The following is a 16,947-nucleotide window of genomic DNA, read 5'->3' as shown; positions in this document are numbered from 1 at the left end:
ACGATTCGGCCGCGCCGCGGGCGAGCGTGGCCTTGGCGCTCCCCCGCGGCCCGAGCAGCAGCACCCCACCGATCCGCGGGTCGATCGCGTGATAGATCAGCGATCCAGCCCTCGGTCAACCGGCAAAAACCGAGCCGGCCTAGGCCCCGGCGAACAGGGCGGCCACATCAATTTCGACGTCAGGGAAGGTCTGCGGCGATACCTTGCCTTCCCTTACGATCCTCGTTTTGTAGCGGTCGCCGGCTAACGTAAACACATGCAAGTGATTGTGCTCGAGGGCGACGACCCAATATTCCGGGATTTTGGCACGCTGGTAGAGGTTGGCTTTGAAACCAAGGTCATGATCAAGGCTGGTCTGGGAGACCTCCACCACTAGGAACACGTCGGCCGGACGCACGTGATGCTGCGGATCGGCAGCGCCAGGCCGGTAGAGCAAGAGGTCAGGCTCCGGCTCGTCGTGGTCTGGGACGGGCAAGGGCCTGCCTTTGTCCGTCTCAAAACGCCCATGTTGCTGCGGTTCGAGAGCACGGCGCAGTTGCCTCACCAGCCATTCGTGTCTGGGTCCTATCGGAGACATGGGAATGATTTGGCCGTCCAGCAGCTCAACGCGCGCGTCCTCCTCAAGGATGCCGGCCTCGACCAACCGATAATATTCCTCGATGGTGAACCGGCGCACGGCATTGAAGTGGACCGGGGGCGGTTGAGTAAGGGTGCTCATAGGGTAGGCGGTCACCTCTGCAGCAGTACTGAATAATACCTGGTCCTGTTAGAGGGCGCATCCTCTAAACTCGACGGCGCATGGCCTCAGGCCGCAGCCGCTTGGTGGACGATGCGGGTGTCGGTTTCCGCGATGCGCTTGTCCAGGTAGTCGCGGCTCACCGGCGCGATGGTGTCGGTGTACTCGGCCACCGCCTGCACAATGGCATCGGCGGCCTTGGGCTCCAGGCCGCCGCGTCTTCGGGTGGTCGCGTCTCCTCATCTGGGATCACCGCCGACCCGAGGGATCGCATCGGCAGCGGACCTTCCGGCCGGAGATTAACTGTCTAAATGGTATCAGCGCGGGTTGCGACACGCGCCGTTTTCCCCGATTCGAAACGGCCAGGTTCTCGCGATACCCAGAGCCGCCAATCCTCCTTGCGCCGTCGTGATCGAGCGTTCAGAAGTCGCATCGTTGCGAAAAATCAGTCCTGCGAGGCAGCCGGTATGCGCGACCTGAATCCCGGCGGCACCCACGCTGCGGGCGAGCGCCTGCAATTCAGAGAGTTGTGGGACGGGAAAGTAGCTATGGTTGAGTTCGGCGCTGCGCTCTGCGACCCGCCCCAGCAGCTCGACCGACTGGCCTTCGAGGCCGCGGCGCAGATCCCCTCTGAGCCGCGCGAATTCACGGCGTTCGGCCGGGGCGTAAGCGGGGCGCCGGACCGCGGCGGTGTCTACGCCTTTGCCGTCGGTACTGGTGCAGAACCCAAGGAGAAACATCTCGGGCCACCCGCGACGGAAGGATTCCAGGATCCGCCCGTGACATTGTGAAAAGAGGACCGGCCGGCTTGCGTCGAACATGGTGCTGTCGGACGCGCCCTCTGCGGCGATGGCCAGCCGTGCTTCGGTTTCGGCCGGTAGAATCCGGCCAAACGCGGACGCGACGGCGCGAATCGCGCTTAAACAATCCGCCGTTGAAGACCCGAATCCAAACCCGGCGGGCGCACGATTTCTGATGGCGAGCTCTCCACCCAGGTGCGGCCGTTGCAGCCATTGCAAGGTCAGCCGCGCCGCCCTCAGGGCCTTCACGTGCGTCCCGGGCCGGACCGTGATGGTGGCGGAGAGCGGGGTAAGGGTGAAGATTGCCCGGGACCGAAAAAGCGGGCAGGGGACCGTTACAAGGCCGGGAATGAGAAGAGGCCCGTCCTGGAACTCGCCCTGCAACCATTCGCCGTGGTGGCAGGGCGCCGCGCCGAACCCGGTTCCCCGGTCGCGATTAGCCGGCCGGCGCCTCCTCGCCGGCCGGACGTTAGCCCCCGAGTCACCGGATTTCATAAGGCTGCACGTCGCATCCGGCCGTGAGACGCGGCAACCAGGTTGCCGCGCTGCGTTTAGGCACGGGATGCAGCCATGCCGTTTTACGTTTTGCGGTCAGGGATACCAGCATAGTGCGGAAGCGTTGCACGGCCCGACCCGGGTTTTCCCCCGGCCGCGGGCTGAGAAAACCGTCGGAGAGGATAATCAACGGATCGTATCCGGCGTCGCGCCGCCGGTGCTGCGTTCGCCGCAGCGCGTTCAACGCCTCGGTCAGGCGACTTTTACCGGCGGCCTGGCCCAAGGTAAGCAGCCGGCTTTGGGTGCGTGTCGCGGACCCGTCTCGGACGAGCCACCGCGTGGCGCCGTCATGCAGCAGCAGGACGTGAAATCGAACCCCGAGGCCGGCCTTTGATTTTACCACGGGAACAAGCCGTCCGCAGGCGCGCTGGAGGAAATGCCCGACCCCGGTTGAGCGGCTGGCGTCCAGAAAGATCCAGACACCGGTCCGGCGTCCGGCAGTTCGGGTCCGCAACACCCAACGGCGCGGCTTTTTCTGCGAACCGGCCCGGATTCGCGTGGCGAGAAGTGAGGCGATCCAGTTGATCGATCCCCGCGTGGTCCCTTCGGCCGGACCGGGACACCGGGCACGGCGCATGCGACGGCTAAAGGCGACCGCCGTGGTGAACCAGTCCTGCAAACCGGCATGGCCGTCCGGCCTCGGTGGCGGTAAGGTGATCGGCTCAGGGCGGGCTTCAGCCGGCAAGATCGAGGTTGCGGGGCCGGTTTGCCGGAAACTGCTCTTTTCGGAATGCGAGGGCGGCCGCGGGGGGGGCGCCGTGCCGGGACGGTCCGGATGCTCCCGGTGCCCCAGACAGAGTTCCCACGCTTCCTCGAGATCGCCGGGGGACAGTTCCCGCCGGCCCTGGAAAGCGGCCGCGGAGCGCGCGGTTCGCAGCACGGCCAGTTCGGCGCGGAGACCCTCGAGCCGCAATTGGCCGGCGCGTTGGGCAACCGATCGCCTTTGGGCGTCGGTGATCGTTACGGAACGAACGGCTTTACGCGCCTCGCGAATACGGGCGCTGAGCGCCCGGGCCGGTTCAGCAAAACGCTCCAGGAACGGCCCCGGCGCGTCGTCAAATTCCATCCGGCGCGCCACGATCTCGACGCGTTCCGGTTCCGTCCATTGCGTTTGAATGCGCACCCCGTGCGCAAACCGGTCCGCGAGTTGCGGCCGTAAATCGCCCTCATCCGGGTTCATGGTTCCGACCAGGACGTAACGGCTCTCGACGGTGCGGCTGAATCCCTCGCGCTCAACGCGGTGGAACCCGGTTGCGGCGGAGTCCAGCAGGAGGTCGGACAAGGGATCGGGCAGCAGGTTGATTTCGTCGATGTAGAGCAACCCCTGGTTGGCCTGTTCCAGCAGCCCGGGCCGGTGCGACCAGCGGCCCGCTTCGACCAGGGCTTCGGCGTCCACGGAACCGAGCAGGCGATCCTCCGTCGTTCCGAGCGGGACCTCGACAAATGGTGCCGGCTCGCCCTGCGCCGTGCTAAACAATTCGGCCGCGCCGCGGGCGAGCGTGGTCTTGGCGCTCCCCCGCGGCCCGAGCAGCAGCACCCCACCGATCCGCGGGTCGATCGCGTGATAGATCAGCGATCTTTTTGCCAGGTCCATTCCGACGATGGCCACAAATGGGAAACGGAGCGTAGCATCCATGAGGGTGATTTTCTTTGGGCGCCGGTCGCGTCGCGGAACGTTTTGCGTTCAGGTCCTTACTCCAATTGCCCTCCGATCTCCAGCACCGTGGCTTCAAGTTCGGCGACGGTGTCTGGAGAGGGCGAGCGCCAGACGCCGCGTTCCTTCGCTTCGAGAAGGCGCTCCGCCGCCTCCTTCAGGGCTTCCGGGTTATGCCGGGAAAAGAACTCCTTCTGGGCCGGCGCCAGCAGCAGGGTACGCGCGACCTCTTCATAGTGATGATCCGAGACCAGGCCCGTGGTGGCGCCGTACCCGAATAAATAATCGACCGTCGCGGCGAACTCGAAGGCGCCTTTGTAGCCGTGCCGCCGCATGGCTTCGATCCAGCGGGGGTTCAGGACGCGGGCACGGATCACCCGGACGAGTTCCTCCCGGAGCGCGCGCACCTTGGGCCGTTCGGGCCTGCTCGAATCACCGTGATAAGTTGCCGGTGCTTTGCCGCGAACGGCCTCAACCGCCGCCCGCAGCCCGCCCTGGAATTGGAAATAGTCATCCGAATCGAGCACATCGTGCTCGGCATTGTCCTGGTTCTGGTGGACGACTTCGATCTCGCGCAGCCGCCATTCGAGCAACGAGCGCTGATCCTCGGCCTGCCCGGCACTGTCGTACGCATGGCCGCCCCAGCGGCAGAAAACGTTTGCGATGTCTTCACGGGTTTCCCAGTTGCCGCCGTCCAGGAGGGGCAGCAAACCCGCCCCATAACAGCCGGGTCCGGAACTGAAAACGCGCAGGCAGGCGCGGCGCCCGGCTTCTCGCGGTGCGACGCCCTGCCCGACGAGCAAGGCACGGTCGCGCAGCCAAGCCTCCCGGACCGGGTTAACCTCGGCCGGTTCGTCGAGTTCGGCGAGGCGTTTCGGCACCGTGGCCAGGAGGCGCATCGCGTCCCCAAAGGCGTCACGGAACAGCCCGGACACGCGCAACAGCAGGTCCACGCGCGGCCGGCCGAGCAAGCTCGCCGGGAGAATCCGAAAATCGACGACGCGGCCCGACGCTTCCTCCCAAACGGGTTCGCAACCCCACAGCCAGAGCGCCTGTGCGATGTCGTCGCCTCCGGTCCGCATGTTTGAAGTGCCCCACAACACCAGGGCGACCTTCCGCGGGTATTCGCCGTGCATTTGCCGGTGCCGTTCCAACAGCAGATCGCCCAGCGTCCGCCCGCAACGCCAAGCGGTCGGTGTCGGGATGATCCGGGGATCGAGCGAGAAAAAATTCCGCCCGGTCGGCAGCACGTCGAGCCGTCCCCGGGTCGGCGCACCCGCCGGTCCCGGGGCTATGAACCTGCCGCTGAGGGCCCTGAGCACGTTTGAGATTTCCTGGCCGCACTGCGCCAGGCGCGGCCGGAGCCGTTGCCGGACCATCCGCCGCAGGTTACGAAGGCCGTCGGTTTCATCACTCTCGGCAGGCGTCTCGGGTGGTTGCTTGCACGCGCTGCGCACCCATTCATGCGCCCGGCTTTCCAGGGCATCGCGTTCCGCCGCGGACAGCGTGAGCGGGTCCAAGGGCTCCGTCGCGCCGTGCAAAAGTTCGAGCAGACCGAGCGCTTTCGCATCGGGCGCACCCGGAACGGGCAGCGGCGTCCGCAGCAGGCTCAGCAGGAAATCGATTTCTTTTTCGCCCGTGGGCGCTTCGCCGAGGATGTGCAGCCCGGACCGGATCTGGCTTTCCTTGAGTTCGCACAGAAAATTGCCGATCGCCTCGAGGCGCGAACCGGCCGCGGGCAGCTCATCCCTCCACGCCACCGAAGCAAGCAGGCCCTCGATCCGGCGCCGGATCTCCGCCGCACGCGGCGGATACAAGGTCATGCTGTGAGCGTACTCCTCGAGCAAACGCTCCATTTTTTCCAACTCGGCATAGAGACCCGCCCGAACGATCGGGGGCGTCAGGTGATCGATGATCACGGCTGCGGACCGGCGTTTGGCCTGGGCGCCTTCACCGGGATTGTTTACGATGAACGGATAGATCAACGGCAACGGCCCGAGACAGATCCTGGGGTAATCATCCGGGCCAAGGCCCACGCTGCGACCCGGCAGCCATTCGAGGTTGCCATGTTTGCCGAGGTGCACCACCGCATCGGCGCGGAACTCTTCCCGGATCCAGAGGTAAAATGCCAGATACTGCGGGGGCGGGGGGAGATCGGGGCTGTGATAAACCGCCTGCGTTTGCAGACCGAATCCACGCGGCGGTTGAATCCCGATGAAGACATTGCCAAGCTGCACGCCGGCCACCGGCGCGTCCTCTCCGCCTATCTCCTCGGGCCAATGTTTGCGCAATTCCGCCGCCCGGGCCGGCGGCAGACCTTCCAGCGCAGCCCGGAGCTTCCCCGCTGGGAAAGCCAGGGCTGCAGTTTTGCCGTACGACTGCTCCGGGTCGTTGGTCGGACCTGCGCGCAGCCATTGCATCAGTTCGTCCGGGGATTCGGGCAATGGTCCAACCGCGTAGCCGTCTTCGCGAAGCGCTTGCAGCAGCTTCAAGGCGCTGGCGGGGGTATCAAGCCCCACGCCGTTACCGATTCGCCCGTCGCGGTTCGGGTAGTTGGAGAGGATCAGGGCGACCTTCTTTTCCGCATTAACTTTACGCCGCAGCCGCGCCCACCGGCAGGCTTGTTCAACCGCAAAATTCAGCTGCTCGAGGTCCGGCTCCAGGCGCTTCAGGGTAAATTCCAGCGCGGCAATGGTGCGATCGTTCTCCTTGAATCCGGTCAGGCAACCGAACACCCGTCCATCAATCTCCGGCAATGCGACGTTCATCGCGACCTCCGCGGGCGGCAGGCCGGCCGGTCGGACGAGCCACGTCTCGCGTCCATTTGCGCTGACGGGCGCCTGCAAGACCGGGCAGCCGATCTGCTCGAGGAACGACAACCGTTCGTCTGCGTCGGGGCAGATGGAGAAGCTTTGCATCGTCAGGATGATGTCCGGGGCGGAGCCGGTCGCCAGGTCCAGCAATTGCCGTTGGGCGCGAGGCGAACGCAGAGAAAACGTGAAAAACGAAGTCACCGCGAAGCCTTTCTCCTCGAGGGCGGTCTGGAGCGCATCGACCACCGCGAGATCCCCGGTCTGATGCCAGGCCCGGTAAAAGCAAACCCACGCGCGCATGGGGTTCGCCAGGCCTGAACGGCAATAAATCCCGCTTTCCGGCATGGGCACGGCCTCGGGCAAGGAGATACCTCCGCCTGCGAGCAGCGCGTCCAGTGCCTCTGCGGCCCGGGCGAGGTTTTCCCGGCCCCCATGTTTAAAAAACTCAAACATGCGGTCGCAAATCGCGGGGGGAAAATCGCTGAGGGCCGTCAGGGTTTCATCCGGGGTGTCGGTTCCGGAGAGCAGGATCAGCTTCGGACGGACGGTTTCGTCGCGCAAACCGGCGAGCGCTTGCAGGAGATGAGGGAAATAGCCTTCGCCGCCGAGCAGCCGCGCCACGACCACCCGGGCATGGCGGAGTACTTTTTCGACGTAATCGTCGGCCGCCACCGGTTGGCGCAGCGGTGCCGCCTGCGCGATCCGCAACCGGGCGCCAAACCGCTGGTACCAAGTGCCGGCGACGCAGGCGAGGTCGGTATCGGCAGCGCTGAGAAAGACGATTTCCCCTGGCGTCTGGTCGATGAGGATGAGCTCGCGTTCGGCGTCGAGGCCGCCCCCCTGGCTATTAGTCCAATGCATGCCGGCAGACAGACGGGCTGAAATCTCGTGCCGGTCAGTGCCAGTCCGAGCCGGTCAATTCGCGCATCAGACGGATTGCGCGCTCGCGGCTGGGGTGGTAGCCGATAAAGACCACGCTGGACTCCGCGTCAGCAGCATGCTCTTTGCCGAAATAGGCCTGCACGCGGTTGCGCACCGCCTGGAGCACGAGCCGGTGGGGTTTGCCTTCCACGCGGGCAAAACCTTTCGCACGCAGGATCGGTTCCCGAGCCGTAACCTCGCGGACGGCGTCCCTCAGCCGTTCCGGCTGCTGCGCCTGGTGCGAATGGAGGACGAAGGATTGCCAGCCGGGATCGTGCGCGTGGAAGTGTTCGTGGGTGCCTTCACCATGGGTGTGTGCGCTCAGCCCGCTGTGCGTGTGGCCGTCGAACTGGTGCTGGTCGGCCAGCGGCGCGTCGCCTTCCACCGGAGTCACCTGCACGGGGCCGTGATGATCGTCATGGCCGTGGCCGTGATCATGATGGTGTGAGGGAGGATGCCCGTTCGCGGGCCCTTCTTCCTCGTGGAGGTTCAGCCCCATGCAGAGCCGGGTGTCGAGTTCCGCCTGATACGCCAGTTCGATGAATCGAAGCCGGCCGGCTTTCCGGCGAACCATTTCCTCCGCCTGGATCAGGTGATCCTCTGAAAGGTCATCGATTTTGTTAAGAATGGCGACGTCCGCGTTTTCGAGTTGCTGGTTGAGGATCGCGTCCGTTGAGGCGAGGTGAACCGGTGCCTCGGACGCTTCAGCGCCGGGGATCGGCGTGCCGTTTTCGAAACGGCCGGCCAGGAGCTGCGGGGTGTCCACCACGGCCAGCACTGCATCCAATTGAAAATCGTTTCGTATTTCCGGCCAGGATAACGCCCGCATGACCGGCGCCGGCAGCGCCAGGCCGGATGTTTCGATCAGAACGTGGTCGACCTCGTGCTTGCGTTCCTGCAGCGCCTGCATGATCGGCAGGAAATCATCCCTCACCGTGCAGCAGATGCAGCCGTTCGGCAGATCATGCACTTCAATCCGGCAGCCGTCCCCCGCGCTGCGCAGGAGTGCGCCGTCGACCGACACCTCGCCGAACTCGTTCACAAGCACGGCCAGGCGGCGATCCGGCGTCTGTTTCAAGAGGTTGCAAATCAGGGTCGTTTTCCCCGAGCCGAGGAAACCGGTGATGATGGTCACAGGGATTCTTGTCATGATGACGGGAGTGAAGGTGGAAGGGGATGAAGGCGGGCCGGGGCTTGAGGCGGTGCACTGAGGCCTGCCGCTTGGTCCGAGGCGAGGTCGTCCAGCCTTTTGAGGATACCGGTAAAATCGTGCGCGACGAACGGGTACCGCAGCGTGGGCCGCTCGACGACCACCAGCGGGATCTTCAGCACGGCGGCGGCTTCGGCTTTGGCGTTGAAGCCGCCGGCCTCGCCGGAATCTTTGGTAACCACGCAATCGATCTGCCAGCCGGCCCAGAGCGCCTCGTTGAATGCGCGGGAGAAGGGGCCCTGCATGGCGCAGATCCGCGCCCGCGGCACGCCGAGGCTGACCGCCCGATCGATCGAAGCAGCGTCCGGCGTGACGCGCACGAACCAGTCCCGATCGCTCCGGGCTTCCACGAAAGCAGCCAACTCTTTAACGCCGACCGCAAGGAAGACCCGCTGTCCCAGGCGAGCCGCCACTCGGGCGGCCTCGTCCATTGACCGGCAATAATGCGCAGTTGCCGGTCTCGGCGCGGGTGGCCGCTCGTACCGCAGGTACGGAATTCCGGTGTCTTCGCACAGCGCCATAAGTTGTTGCGAAATCCGGACCGCAAACGGGTGGGTGGCGTCCACTACCGACCCCGCCGCCGACTCGACCAACTCGCGCCGGCGCACTTCCGGCCCCACCGGCCCGGATCGCACCACAGCTCCGGGCACCGCGCCGGCTGCGGTTTCGCGCCCGTAGCCGGATGCCACCGACACGACCACGCGGTAGCCGGCCCGGACCAGGGCGTTTGCAAGCTGGTTGCCGTCGCTTGTGCCCGAGAAAACCCAGACGCTTCCTCGAGGGAACGCGGCAGGGGGTTCGGCTGTGGTTTCGGACCACGCCTGGTAACCGCGCGGCGTGTACAGGAACTGCCGTTTGCGCCGGGTGAAACGGTTGCCGACGATGATCGTGGTCAGCATGTCGAACGCGCGTCCGGCGAGTTCTTCCAGCGTGCAGATCGAAATTTGTTGATCTTCGCGGTAAGCGTTGCGAACCACGCCGCACCAGGTGCCGGGCGCCTTGTGCTCCCTGAACAGCCGCAGTACCCGGTAAATGCCGTCGCGGCGCTGGCGGCTCTGCACATTGTAAAGCGCGACGACCAGGTCCGCCCGCGCGAGTTGCCGGGCGCGCTGCTCGATCCATTCCCAAGGACACAGCAGGTCTGAAAGGGAGAGCGTGGCGTAATCGTGCGACAGCGGCGACCCGAGCAGGGATGCGCAACTGTTCGCCGCGGAGATGCCGGGCACAACCGCGACCTCGAAAACGTCGGATTCCTCCATTAACTCGAGGGCCAGCGCCGCCATGCCGTAGATTCCGACGTCGCCGCTCGACACAAGGCTGACGCAACGGCCGGCTCGCGCCATTTCGATGGCACGCGCGGCACGTTCCTTTTCTTTCGTGAGCGGCAGGGTATGGACTTCTTTGCCTGCCGTCCAGTCGCCGATCCAGCGCAGGTACAAGTCGTACCCGACGATGGCGTCACTGCTCCGCAAGGCCGCTTCGGCCAGCGGCGGAATCAACTCGCGAAAACCGGGACCGACGGAAACGAGATAAAGTTTGCCGTGGGCGCCGTCGGGATTTCCGGAGTGAAGCCCGGAATTCGAGTGATTTTCCGCACTCATCGGGCGCCCGCCTTCCTGGCTTGGGCCTCAACAATACTTTTATGCTGGATATTAGCCCCAAAGGGGCGTGGGAACTTAGCCCAGGGTAAACCCCACTGCCATTTAGTTAAGGATACAAGGCCGGCGGATGGGGGCGCTTTCGTCCCGCAGGGACCCTTGATCGTAGCCAGGGACTTCAGTCCCTGGAGGGGGCATTTAAGAGGGATCGCGTCCCGTCGGGACGCCTGAAACGCTGCCCGGGAGGATTCCGACTCCCAAGCGGCCGGCCAAACCCGGCGCGACCCTCGGCGCCAAAAACCCGAAGGTCTCCCCACCTTTGATGCCCGCCTGGCCCGGCGCGCCGCTTCAGGCGTCCCGAGGGGACGCAACCGCTGGGGAACGCCCGCACAGGTACAGGCACTAAAGTACCTGCCTAACCTCAGCCGTCCCTCCGGGACGAAGGCCACGCCCGGCCTGCCGCCCTTAACTAAATTGCAGGGGGGGTTACCCTGGAAAAGGATCCTCCACGCCGTTGAGCCCTGAAAGGGCGGTAGAAAGGTAGCAAACGCCTTCTGCCGGCCCTTCAGGCCTCGACCGGGATGAGGGGCGGTTCCCAGGGTGGAACCCTGGGCTAGGTTCTGCCGGCCCGTTGGGTCTAAGACCGATTCACCAGGGTGCGGAGCATCATCCGACGCCGGCGCCCCCTGAGCCGATATGTTGCCGAAATAACGGTTTAAATGGCATAAGACGGTCTCCGAACCACGCGCGCGGGTAGCGTCAACTCCTGAACTGAGGGATTGCGGGGCGGGATTTACCTTCATGCGGTTAGACTCCGGGATCCGGCAGTGCAGTTGGGTGAAGGGGTAAGACCGGCATCAGGGACCCGGCCTCAAAGCCGTCATCGACGATCGCGACGGCAACGCCGTTAAATGCGGTTTTCGGCAGAATGAGCCGGCCACGAACCGCCGCCACCAGGGCGCACGGTTCGCATACGCCGTCCACGCCGGCGTTGGCCTGTACCCAGGCGGATGGCTTGTTCACCCACGGGCGTGCCTGGATGGAGCTCTTGCCGATTATCCGCATGGGGACGTCGAAGCGCCGGCACCAATCGCACAGCGCGGGTTCGTCCGCTTTCAGATCGAGCGTGGCCAGTTCACGCACCTCGGCCAGGGATCGATGCGCCCGGGCCAGACCGGCGTTAACGGCCTCATCGATCTGCTCAACGGAAACGCCGCGCCGGCACCCCAGGCCGACGATCAGCGGCTTCAAGGCTTCCGTCGCAGTGGTGATCACCGGGATCGCGCCGGTAAGATTGGCGACGGCATACGCCAGCCGGTTTGCGCCTCCCTCGTGTCCGGAGAGGAGCGGAACCGCAAATCGCGCGGCCTCATCGAGCACCACCACGGCGGGGTCGGTGCGCTTGTCGCAGGCGAGTCCTTGCAGGTAGCGCACGGCAATGCCGCTGGCCATCACCAATACCCATTGACGGCACGTTCGGAACTCCCCCGCAAACCGCAGCCGGTTCGAGACGCCTGCATCCGGCTGGGGCCGGTAAAGCCGCGCGCCGAGCGCAGCGGCCAGGCGGCTGCCGAGCGCCTCGGCTTCAGCTCTGACTATCCAGATACCGGTCGAACTCATTTTGGTTGCCGTGGTTTCTTCCCGCGGAAACGGTGCGCGTAATCGGCCGAGTAAAGGCGCGATTCCTGCATGGCCTCGTGCGAAAGGACCTCGCCCACGATCATCAAGGTCGAGAGCTGCCACTCCTGTTCGTCGATTGACTCCAGGACGGTACCGAGTTTTCCCTCGTAAACGCGCTGTTGCGGCCAGGTCGCCTTCTGCACCAGGGCAACCGGCGTGTCCGGCGGGTAATTGCCCTCCAGTTCGCGCACTACGGCGGGCAGTTTTGCCCCGGATAGAAAAATGCAGAGCGTCGCCCCGTGAGCGGCGAGCAGGTTGAGCAGCTCGCGTTCCGGTACGGGGGACGCCCGACCCGCCGTGCGGGTGAGGATCACGGTTTGAGAGACGTGCGGCTTGGTCAGTTCCGCCTTCAGGACGGCCGCGGCGGCGGTGAACGAAGAGACGCCGGGAACAACTTCGTACTCGATCCCGAGCCGGTCCAGGCGCCGCATTTGTTCCGCCGTCGCACCATAAATCGACGGATCACCCGAATGCAGCCGGGCGACCTCCAGGCCTTGGGCGGACGCACGCACGTAGTGCGCCTCCTGTTCGTCGAGCGTCAGGCGCGACGTGTCGATGATTTCCGCGTCCGGCCGGCAATGCACCAGGAGGTCGCGGCTGACGAGCGAACCCGCATAGAGCACGAGCGGAACCCGCCGCAGGATTTCCGCGCCGCGGATCGTGATCAGATCCGCCGCGCCGGGACCGGCGCCGATGAAATAGACTTTCGGATCAGGACGAACCTTTGGTTCAAGCATGGCGATTTACCGGCGGCGTTTTGCGGATCAGCATCGTGGCAAGGTAACCGTGGTTCTCGGAAACGGCCTCGAGTTCGTGCGCCTGCCGGGCGATGAATTCCTTTTGCATGCCGACATGCCGGCCGAAGGCGCAGTGCTCGGCGATGCCCAGTTGGCGTAAGAGCTCCAGGACCGACGGCAGGCGCCCGCCGATCTTCATGAGCACGACGATGTCATTTTCCTCAATGGCATGGCGCAGCTCGATCATCGATTCGGGACACGGCAGGATCAGCACCCGTTCCTTGCCTTCGCCCAGGGGCCAGTCGGTCGCGGCGGCGAGCGCGCAATAACTGGTGATGCCGGGAAATGTCCGGTGCCGGAGTTGCGGCAGGCAGCCGCGAAGGGCTGCGAGCGTGTAACCGTAGGTCGAGTAGGTGAGCGGGTCGCCGAGCGTCAGGTACCCGGCGTTGCGTCCGGCGCGCAGTTCGGCCGCGATCTGCCCCGCCAGGAGCGTATAAAATTCGCGCAAGACTTCGCGATCCGGGTCCATGCGGAACTCGATTTCGCGGAACCGTTTGTCCGGGATCGCGTGCGGCGGAAGGCAGTTTCGAGCGGCGGACGCAGAGGCGGATTGCGCGCGCGGAGTGAAGATCACGTCGCACCGTTGCAACGCTTCCCACGCCGCCAGCGTGATGAGCCCGGGTTCGCCCGGCCCGACGCCGATTCCATAAAATGTGCCCAGGTGTTCCATGGTCAGCCTCCGAGTTCCTTCCCGTCCAGGGTAAAAATCCGCACGCAGACGCGGTCCACCGTGGACAGCTTCGGGCCTATGGCGGCGGCGATCCGGGTCTCAACCTCGCGCCAGAAAGCGGGCGCCCGCTCGTCACCGGCCAGGGATTCGATGATTCCCTCCACCGTTCTTGAGGCCTGAAAACGCGCGCACTCTTCGGCGGTGAACCCGCACGCCCCCGCGATCCGGCGAACCGGCCTTACCGCGCTCTCGCTCCGCTGCGAGTGCGTATCCCAAACACCGTCAAGAACCTTCGCGAGCTTGCCCGGGTGCCCGACGATCCACAGACGGGGGAGCCGTTGCCCGTTTTCCAGGAGCGTGCGCTCGACGCAGTCCAGGGCGAACCCGACGAAGTTCGACATCTGCACGACCCGCTTAAGCGGCGCATCAAGCGTGGCGCGGGCGAAGCGTTGTCCGATGTTTCCGGGCGCAAGCACGATTTCGGGCGGGTTATCCCCGAGCGCCACGCGGATATAGGTCTCGATCGACGCTTTGAAGGCCGCCATTGATTTCGGCTCGACGACCCCGGTGGTGCCGAGGATCGAGATGCCGCCCTCGATCCCGAGACGCGGGTTAAACGTGCGGCGGGCGATTTCGGCTCCATTTTCACAACCGATCTCAACGTCGTAACCTGACGGGCCAATGCTATCGCCTTCGGCCAGCACTTCCTGGACCGCCCGCAAAATCATCTTCCGGGGGGCCGGATTGATAGCCGGTTCGCCTACCGGCACCGCCAGGCCCGGCTGGGTCACGATCCCAACGCCTTCGCCACGCCGAAAGATGACCCGGCCGCTGGAATTGGATCGAACACGGGCAAAAATCCTGGCCCGATGGGTCTGGTCCGGATCGTCGCCTGCGTCCTTGATCACGGTTGCCCGCACCCAGCCGTCCGGTTCGTCGTACACGCTTTCAATCGGAATCGTCAGATAAAATTCGCCGTCCGGCAAAGTGACGTTTACCCGCCCGGTAAGCTCACCGCAGAGTAATTTCAACAGCGCCGCTTTCACCGCCGCCGTCGCGCAGGACCCGGTGGTGAACCCGCGGCGTAACCCGTTTTCGGCAAGGATGGACAGATCGAGCGCGTTCATCACCTTCATCGGTTTACCGCTCGATTCTCCGCTCCGTTCCTGGTGGCGGCCAACCGGATCAGCAAGGCGTTCACCACGGCGGCAGCCCAGGGTGATCCGCCGCGGGTGCCGCGGTTCGTGATCCGGGGGATATGCACGCAGCGACGGAGTTGGTCTTTGCACTCGCGGGTGCCGACGAACCCGACCGGCAGCCCGATCACGAGTTGCGGACGCCAACGGTGTTCCCGGACCAGGCGCACGGTTTCCTCCACGGCCGTGGGCGCGTCACCGATCGCCAGCACGGTCTCATTCCCGAACCTTTCCCAGGCGCGGCGGATACCCGCGGCTGAACGGGTGCAGCCTGTCGCCGCAGCAAGCAGCCGGGTTTCCTCGTCGTGGACTGCGCAAAATGTCTCGATGCCAAACCGCTCGAGCAGGGTCCGGCGCAGCCCGCTTTGTACCATCGTGACGTCCGTGGCGATCGGGCAGCGCCTCGCCAGGGCGCGAAGACCCGCCTCAAGTGCGCCGGCAGAAATAAACACGTCTTCCACGATGCCGGTATCGCCGGTGGTGTGCACGAGGCGTTTCAGCACGTCGCGTTCAGCTTCAGGAAAGGTTGACCAGTCACGTGCCGCCGCGATGATTTCGAAGCTCTTCCGTTCAATCGGGTGCAGCTCAAATTGCGGGCCCGCTTTTTCGGGCCGCTCGTCGGCGGCACCGGCGCGCACGTGAAAATGGTGCCCGCGCTGGGGCGTTCCGACTTCCTGTTCGTACCCGATGATCTGCACCCGGTATTTGCAAAGGCTGCAATTCATGGCCGCCATGCCTTCAACGCTTTCCGCCGCCCGCTCCAGGAACGCGTCGGCCAGGTGACTATCGGCCCCCAGCGGATCGCATTTGAGCACCTCGTGGCCCCGGGACCGCTGCGCCAATTCGTCCGCCGCCGCGTGGACCCGCTTCAACAACACCCCGGTAAACAGCAGGAACGGGGCTACCACGATCCTCGGAAGGCCGAGTCGAGCCGCCAGCCGAAGTCCTTCGGCGACCGACGGGCGCGCCGTTCCGGCATAGCAGACGAACGACGCACCGAGACCGAGCCCTTCCTCGAGCATGCGGGCCAGCTTTGACACGTCTGAATTTGCGTCCGGATCGGTGGTGCCGCGGCCAACCACCACCAGACACGTTTCGGCGCGTTTAACGACCGAGGAGCTTTGCGCTTCGGCCTGGATGATCCGTTCCCGAAAGAGCCGCAGGACCAGCGGGTGCAGGTGCAGGGGTGCGCCATAATGAATCCCGACTTCCGGGAATTCACGCCGGAGGGCGAGTACTTCGCTGGGCAGATCATTCTTGGCGTGAGTCGCCGCCAGGAGCACCGCCGGCACGATGCTCAGCTTGCGTGAACCGGCGGCGATGTTGGCCCGGACTGCTTCCGCGATCGTCGGCCGGGCAAACTCGAGGTACCCATGGGTAACGTGCTGTTGCCCGGGCACGCGTCGTTTGATCAGGCGGACGAGCCCCTCGAAATCGAGCACGCCTTCGGGATCGCGGCTGCCGTGGCCGGCGATCACGATACCGTAATCGGCTTTTGCGGTCGTCGTCATACGGGCTGGACCTGGCTGGGCATGGGGCAAAGGGTGCGGATGAGCATGATGCTCATGTCGCTGAAGTCGCGGGTGCAATCTTTGAGTTCACCGCGCCAGCCGGCTTCAGCCTGCGTGAGCCGTTCCCAGACTTCCACCGGGTGCTCGCCCGCAATCCCGCCGGCAAGCAGAAATGCGGCGATCTCTTTGGGCATGAAATCCCAGGGACGCGGAATGACGATCGCGTTACGGTCATCCTTGAGGGCATGGACCAGGTGGCGTTGGAACGGGACGATGTCGCCCCGGCGATGAAAGGTTAGAAAGGTGGTTTCGTCGAAGCAGACCCGGGCGCGCGAGGCAAGCACCTGGGCGGAACTGATGCCCGGCACCGTCTCGACCGGATGCCCGCACGCGCGTTCGATCCGTTCAAGGAACTGGAAGCCGGAAAAGTGGATGTCTCCCATGAACACGGCCACGCAGCGTTTCCCGGCGTGGTGCCGTTCGGCGACTTCCGCGAGTTTGATGACCTGATCCTTGTAGCCCATCGTGATCACCTCGGTTTGAGAGCAGACCAATGGCCTGACCAGTTCCACCACGCTCGCAAATCCGGCGACGACCTCGGCCGATTCGATGAGTTCGCGCCCGCGCTGGGTAAGGAAGGAGAGATTGCCGGGACCGGCACCGATACAGGTGATCATGAGTTAGAAGGGGCGGCGGGTGGAGTTCGGGGTTCGGTCACACGGCGGGCACAACGACTGAGTTCACACGGCGAACACGGCGGGCCACGGCGAACACGGCGGGAAGAGGGGGAGAGAGTTCGGGGTTCG

The 16,947-nt window shown here is 64.9% G+C and carries 12 protein-coding genes; all 12 read right to left on the bottom strand.

Annotation, left to right across the window (positions count from 1 at the left end; all coding sequences use genetic code 11):
* Nucleotides 1-139: 139 nt before the first annotated feature.
* The 12 genes from JO015_19000 to JO015_18945 all read right to left on the bottom strand — a co-directional run bounded on the left by JO015_19000 (nt 140) and on the right by JO015_18945 (nt 16,818).
* Nucleotides 140-718 carry a Uma2 family endonuclease gene (locus JO015_19000; protein ID MBW0001186.1) on the bottom strand — a complete coding sequence of 193 codons (579 nt, stop codon included), beginning with the start codon at nt 716-718 and terminating at the stop codon, nt 140-142.
* 335 nt (nt 719-1,053) lie between these two features.
* The gene (locus JO015_18995) at nt 1,054-2,031 is read right to left on the bottom strand and encodes a hypothetical protein (protein MBW0001185.1); all 978 of its coding nucleotides are present in this window, start codon (nt 2,029-2,031) and stop codon (nt 1,054-1,056) included.
* Nucleotides 2,018-3,727, bottom strand: a complete 1,710-nt coding sequence (locus JO015_18990) for an AAA family ATPase (protein MBW0001184.1) — start codon at nt 3,725-3,727, stop codon at nt 2,018-2,020. The genes JO015_18995 and JO015_18990 overlap by 14 nt, the downstream gene beginning before the upstream one ends.
* A gap of 56 nt (nt 3,728-3,783) precedes the next feature.
* A complete protein-coding gene (gene cobN / locus JO015_18985; GenBank protein ID MBW0001183.1) occupies nt 3,784-7,419 on the bottom strand; it encodes a cobaltochelatase subunit CobN in 3,636 nt (1,211 codons plus the stop codon).
* A 34-nt stretch (nt 7,420-7,453) separates the two neighbouring features.
* A complete protein-coding gene (locus JO015_18980; GenBank protein MBW0001182.1) occupies nt 7,454-8,632 on the bottom strand; it encodes a GTP-binding protein in 1,179 nt (392 codons plus the stop codon).
* Nucleotides 8,626-10,290, bottom strand: a complete 1,665-nt coding sequence (cobJ, locus tag JO015_18975; protein MBW0001181.1) for a precorrin-3B C(17)-methyltransferase — start codon at nt 10,288-10,290, stop codon at nt 8,626-8,628. Before cobJ ends, JO015_18980 begins: the two co-directional genes overlap by 7 nt.
* 804 nt (nt 10,291-11,094) lie before the next feature.
* On the bottom strand, nt 11,095-11,907 hold the full coding sequence (locus JO015_18970) for a cobalamin biosynthesis protein (protein MBW0001180.1): 813 nt from the start codon (nt 11,905-11,907) through the stop codon (nt 11,095-11,097).
* Complete coding sequence (gene cobM, locus JO015_18965) at nt 11,904-12,704, bottom strand: precorrin-4 C(11)-methyltransferase (protein MBW0001179.1); 801 nt, start codon at nt 12,702-12,704, stop codon at nt 11,904-11,906. Before cobM ends, JO015_18970 begins: the two co-directional genes overlap by 4 nt.
* Entirely contained in the window at nt 12,697-13,434 is a 738-nt protein-coding gene (gene cobI, locus JO015_18960; protein MBW0001178.1) for a precorrin-2 C(20)-methyltransferase, read from the bottom strand. The genes cobM and cobI overlap by 8 nt, the downstream gene beginning before the upstream one ends.
* A gap of 2 nt (nt 13,435-13,436) precedes the next feature.
* Nucleotides 13,437-14,570 carry a cobalamin biosynthesis protein CbiD gene (gene cbiD, locus JO015_18955; GenBank protein MBW0001177.1) on the bottom strand — a complete coding sequence of 378 codons (1,134 nt, stop codon included), beginning with the start codon at nt 14,568-14,570 and terminating at the stop codon, nt 13,437-13,439.
* Complete coding sequence (locus tag JO015_18950) at nt 14,567-16,141, bottom strand: precorrin-8X methylmutase (GenBank protein ID MBW0001176.1); 1,575 nt, start codon at nt 16,139-16,141, stop codon at nt 14,567-14,569. Before JO015_18950 ends, cbiD begins: the two co-directional genes overlap by 4 nt.
* Nucleotides 16,138-16,818, bottom strand: a complete 681-nt coding sequence (locus JO015_18945; protein MBW0001175.1) for a cobalt-precorrin-7 (C(5))-methyltransferase — start codon at nt 16,816-16,818, stop codon at nt 16,138-16,140. Before JO015_18945 ends, JO015_18950 begins: the two co-directional genes overlap by 4 nt.
* Between the last annotated feature and the right edge of the window lie 129 nt (nt 16,819-16,947).

The sequence above is a fragment of the Verrucomicrobiota bacterium genome, assembly GCA_019247695.1.
Taxonomy (GTDB): domain Bacteria; phylum Verrucomicrobiota; class Verrucomicrobiia; order Chthoniobacterales; family JAFAMB01; genus JAFBAP01.
This window is presented reverse-complemented; position numbering and strand designations above follow the sequence as displayed.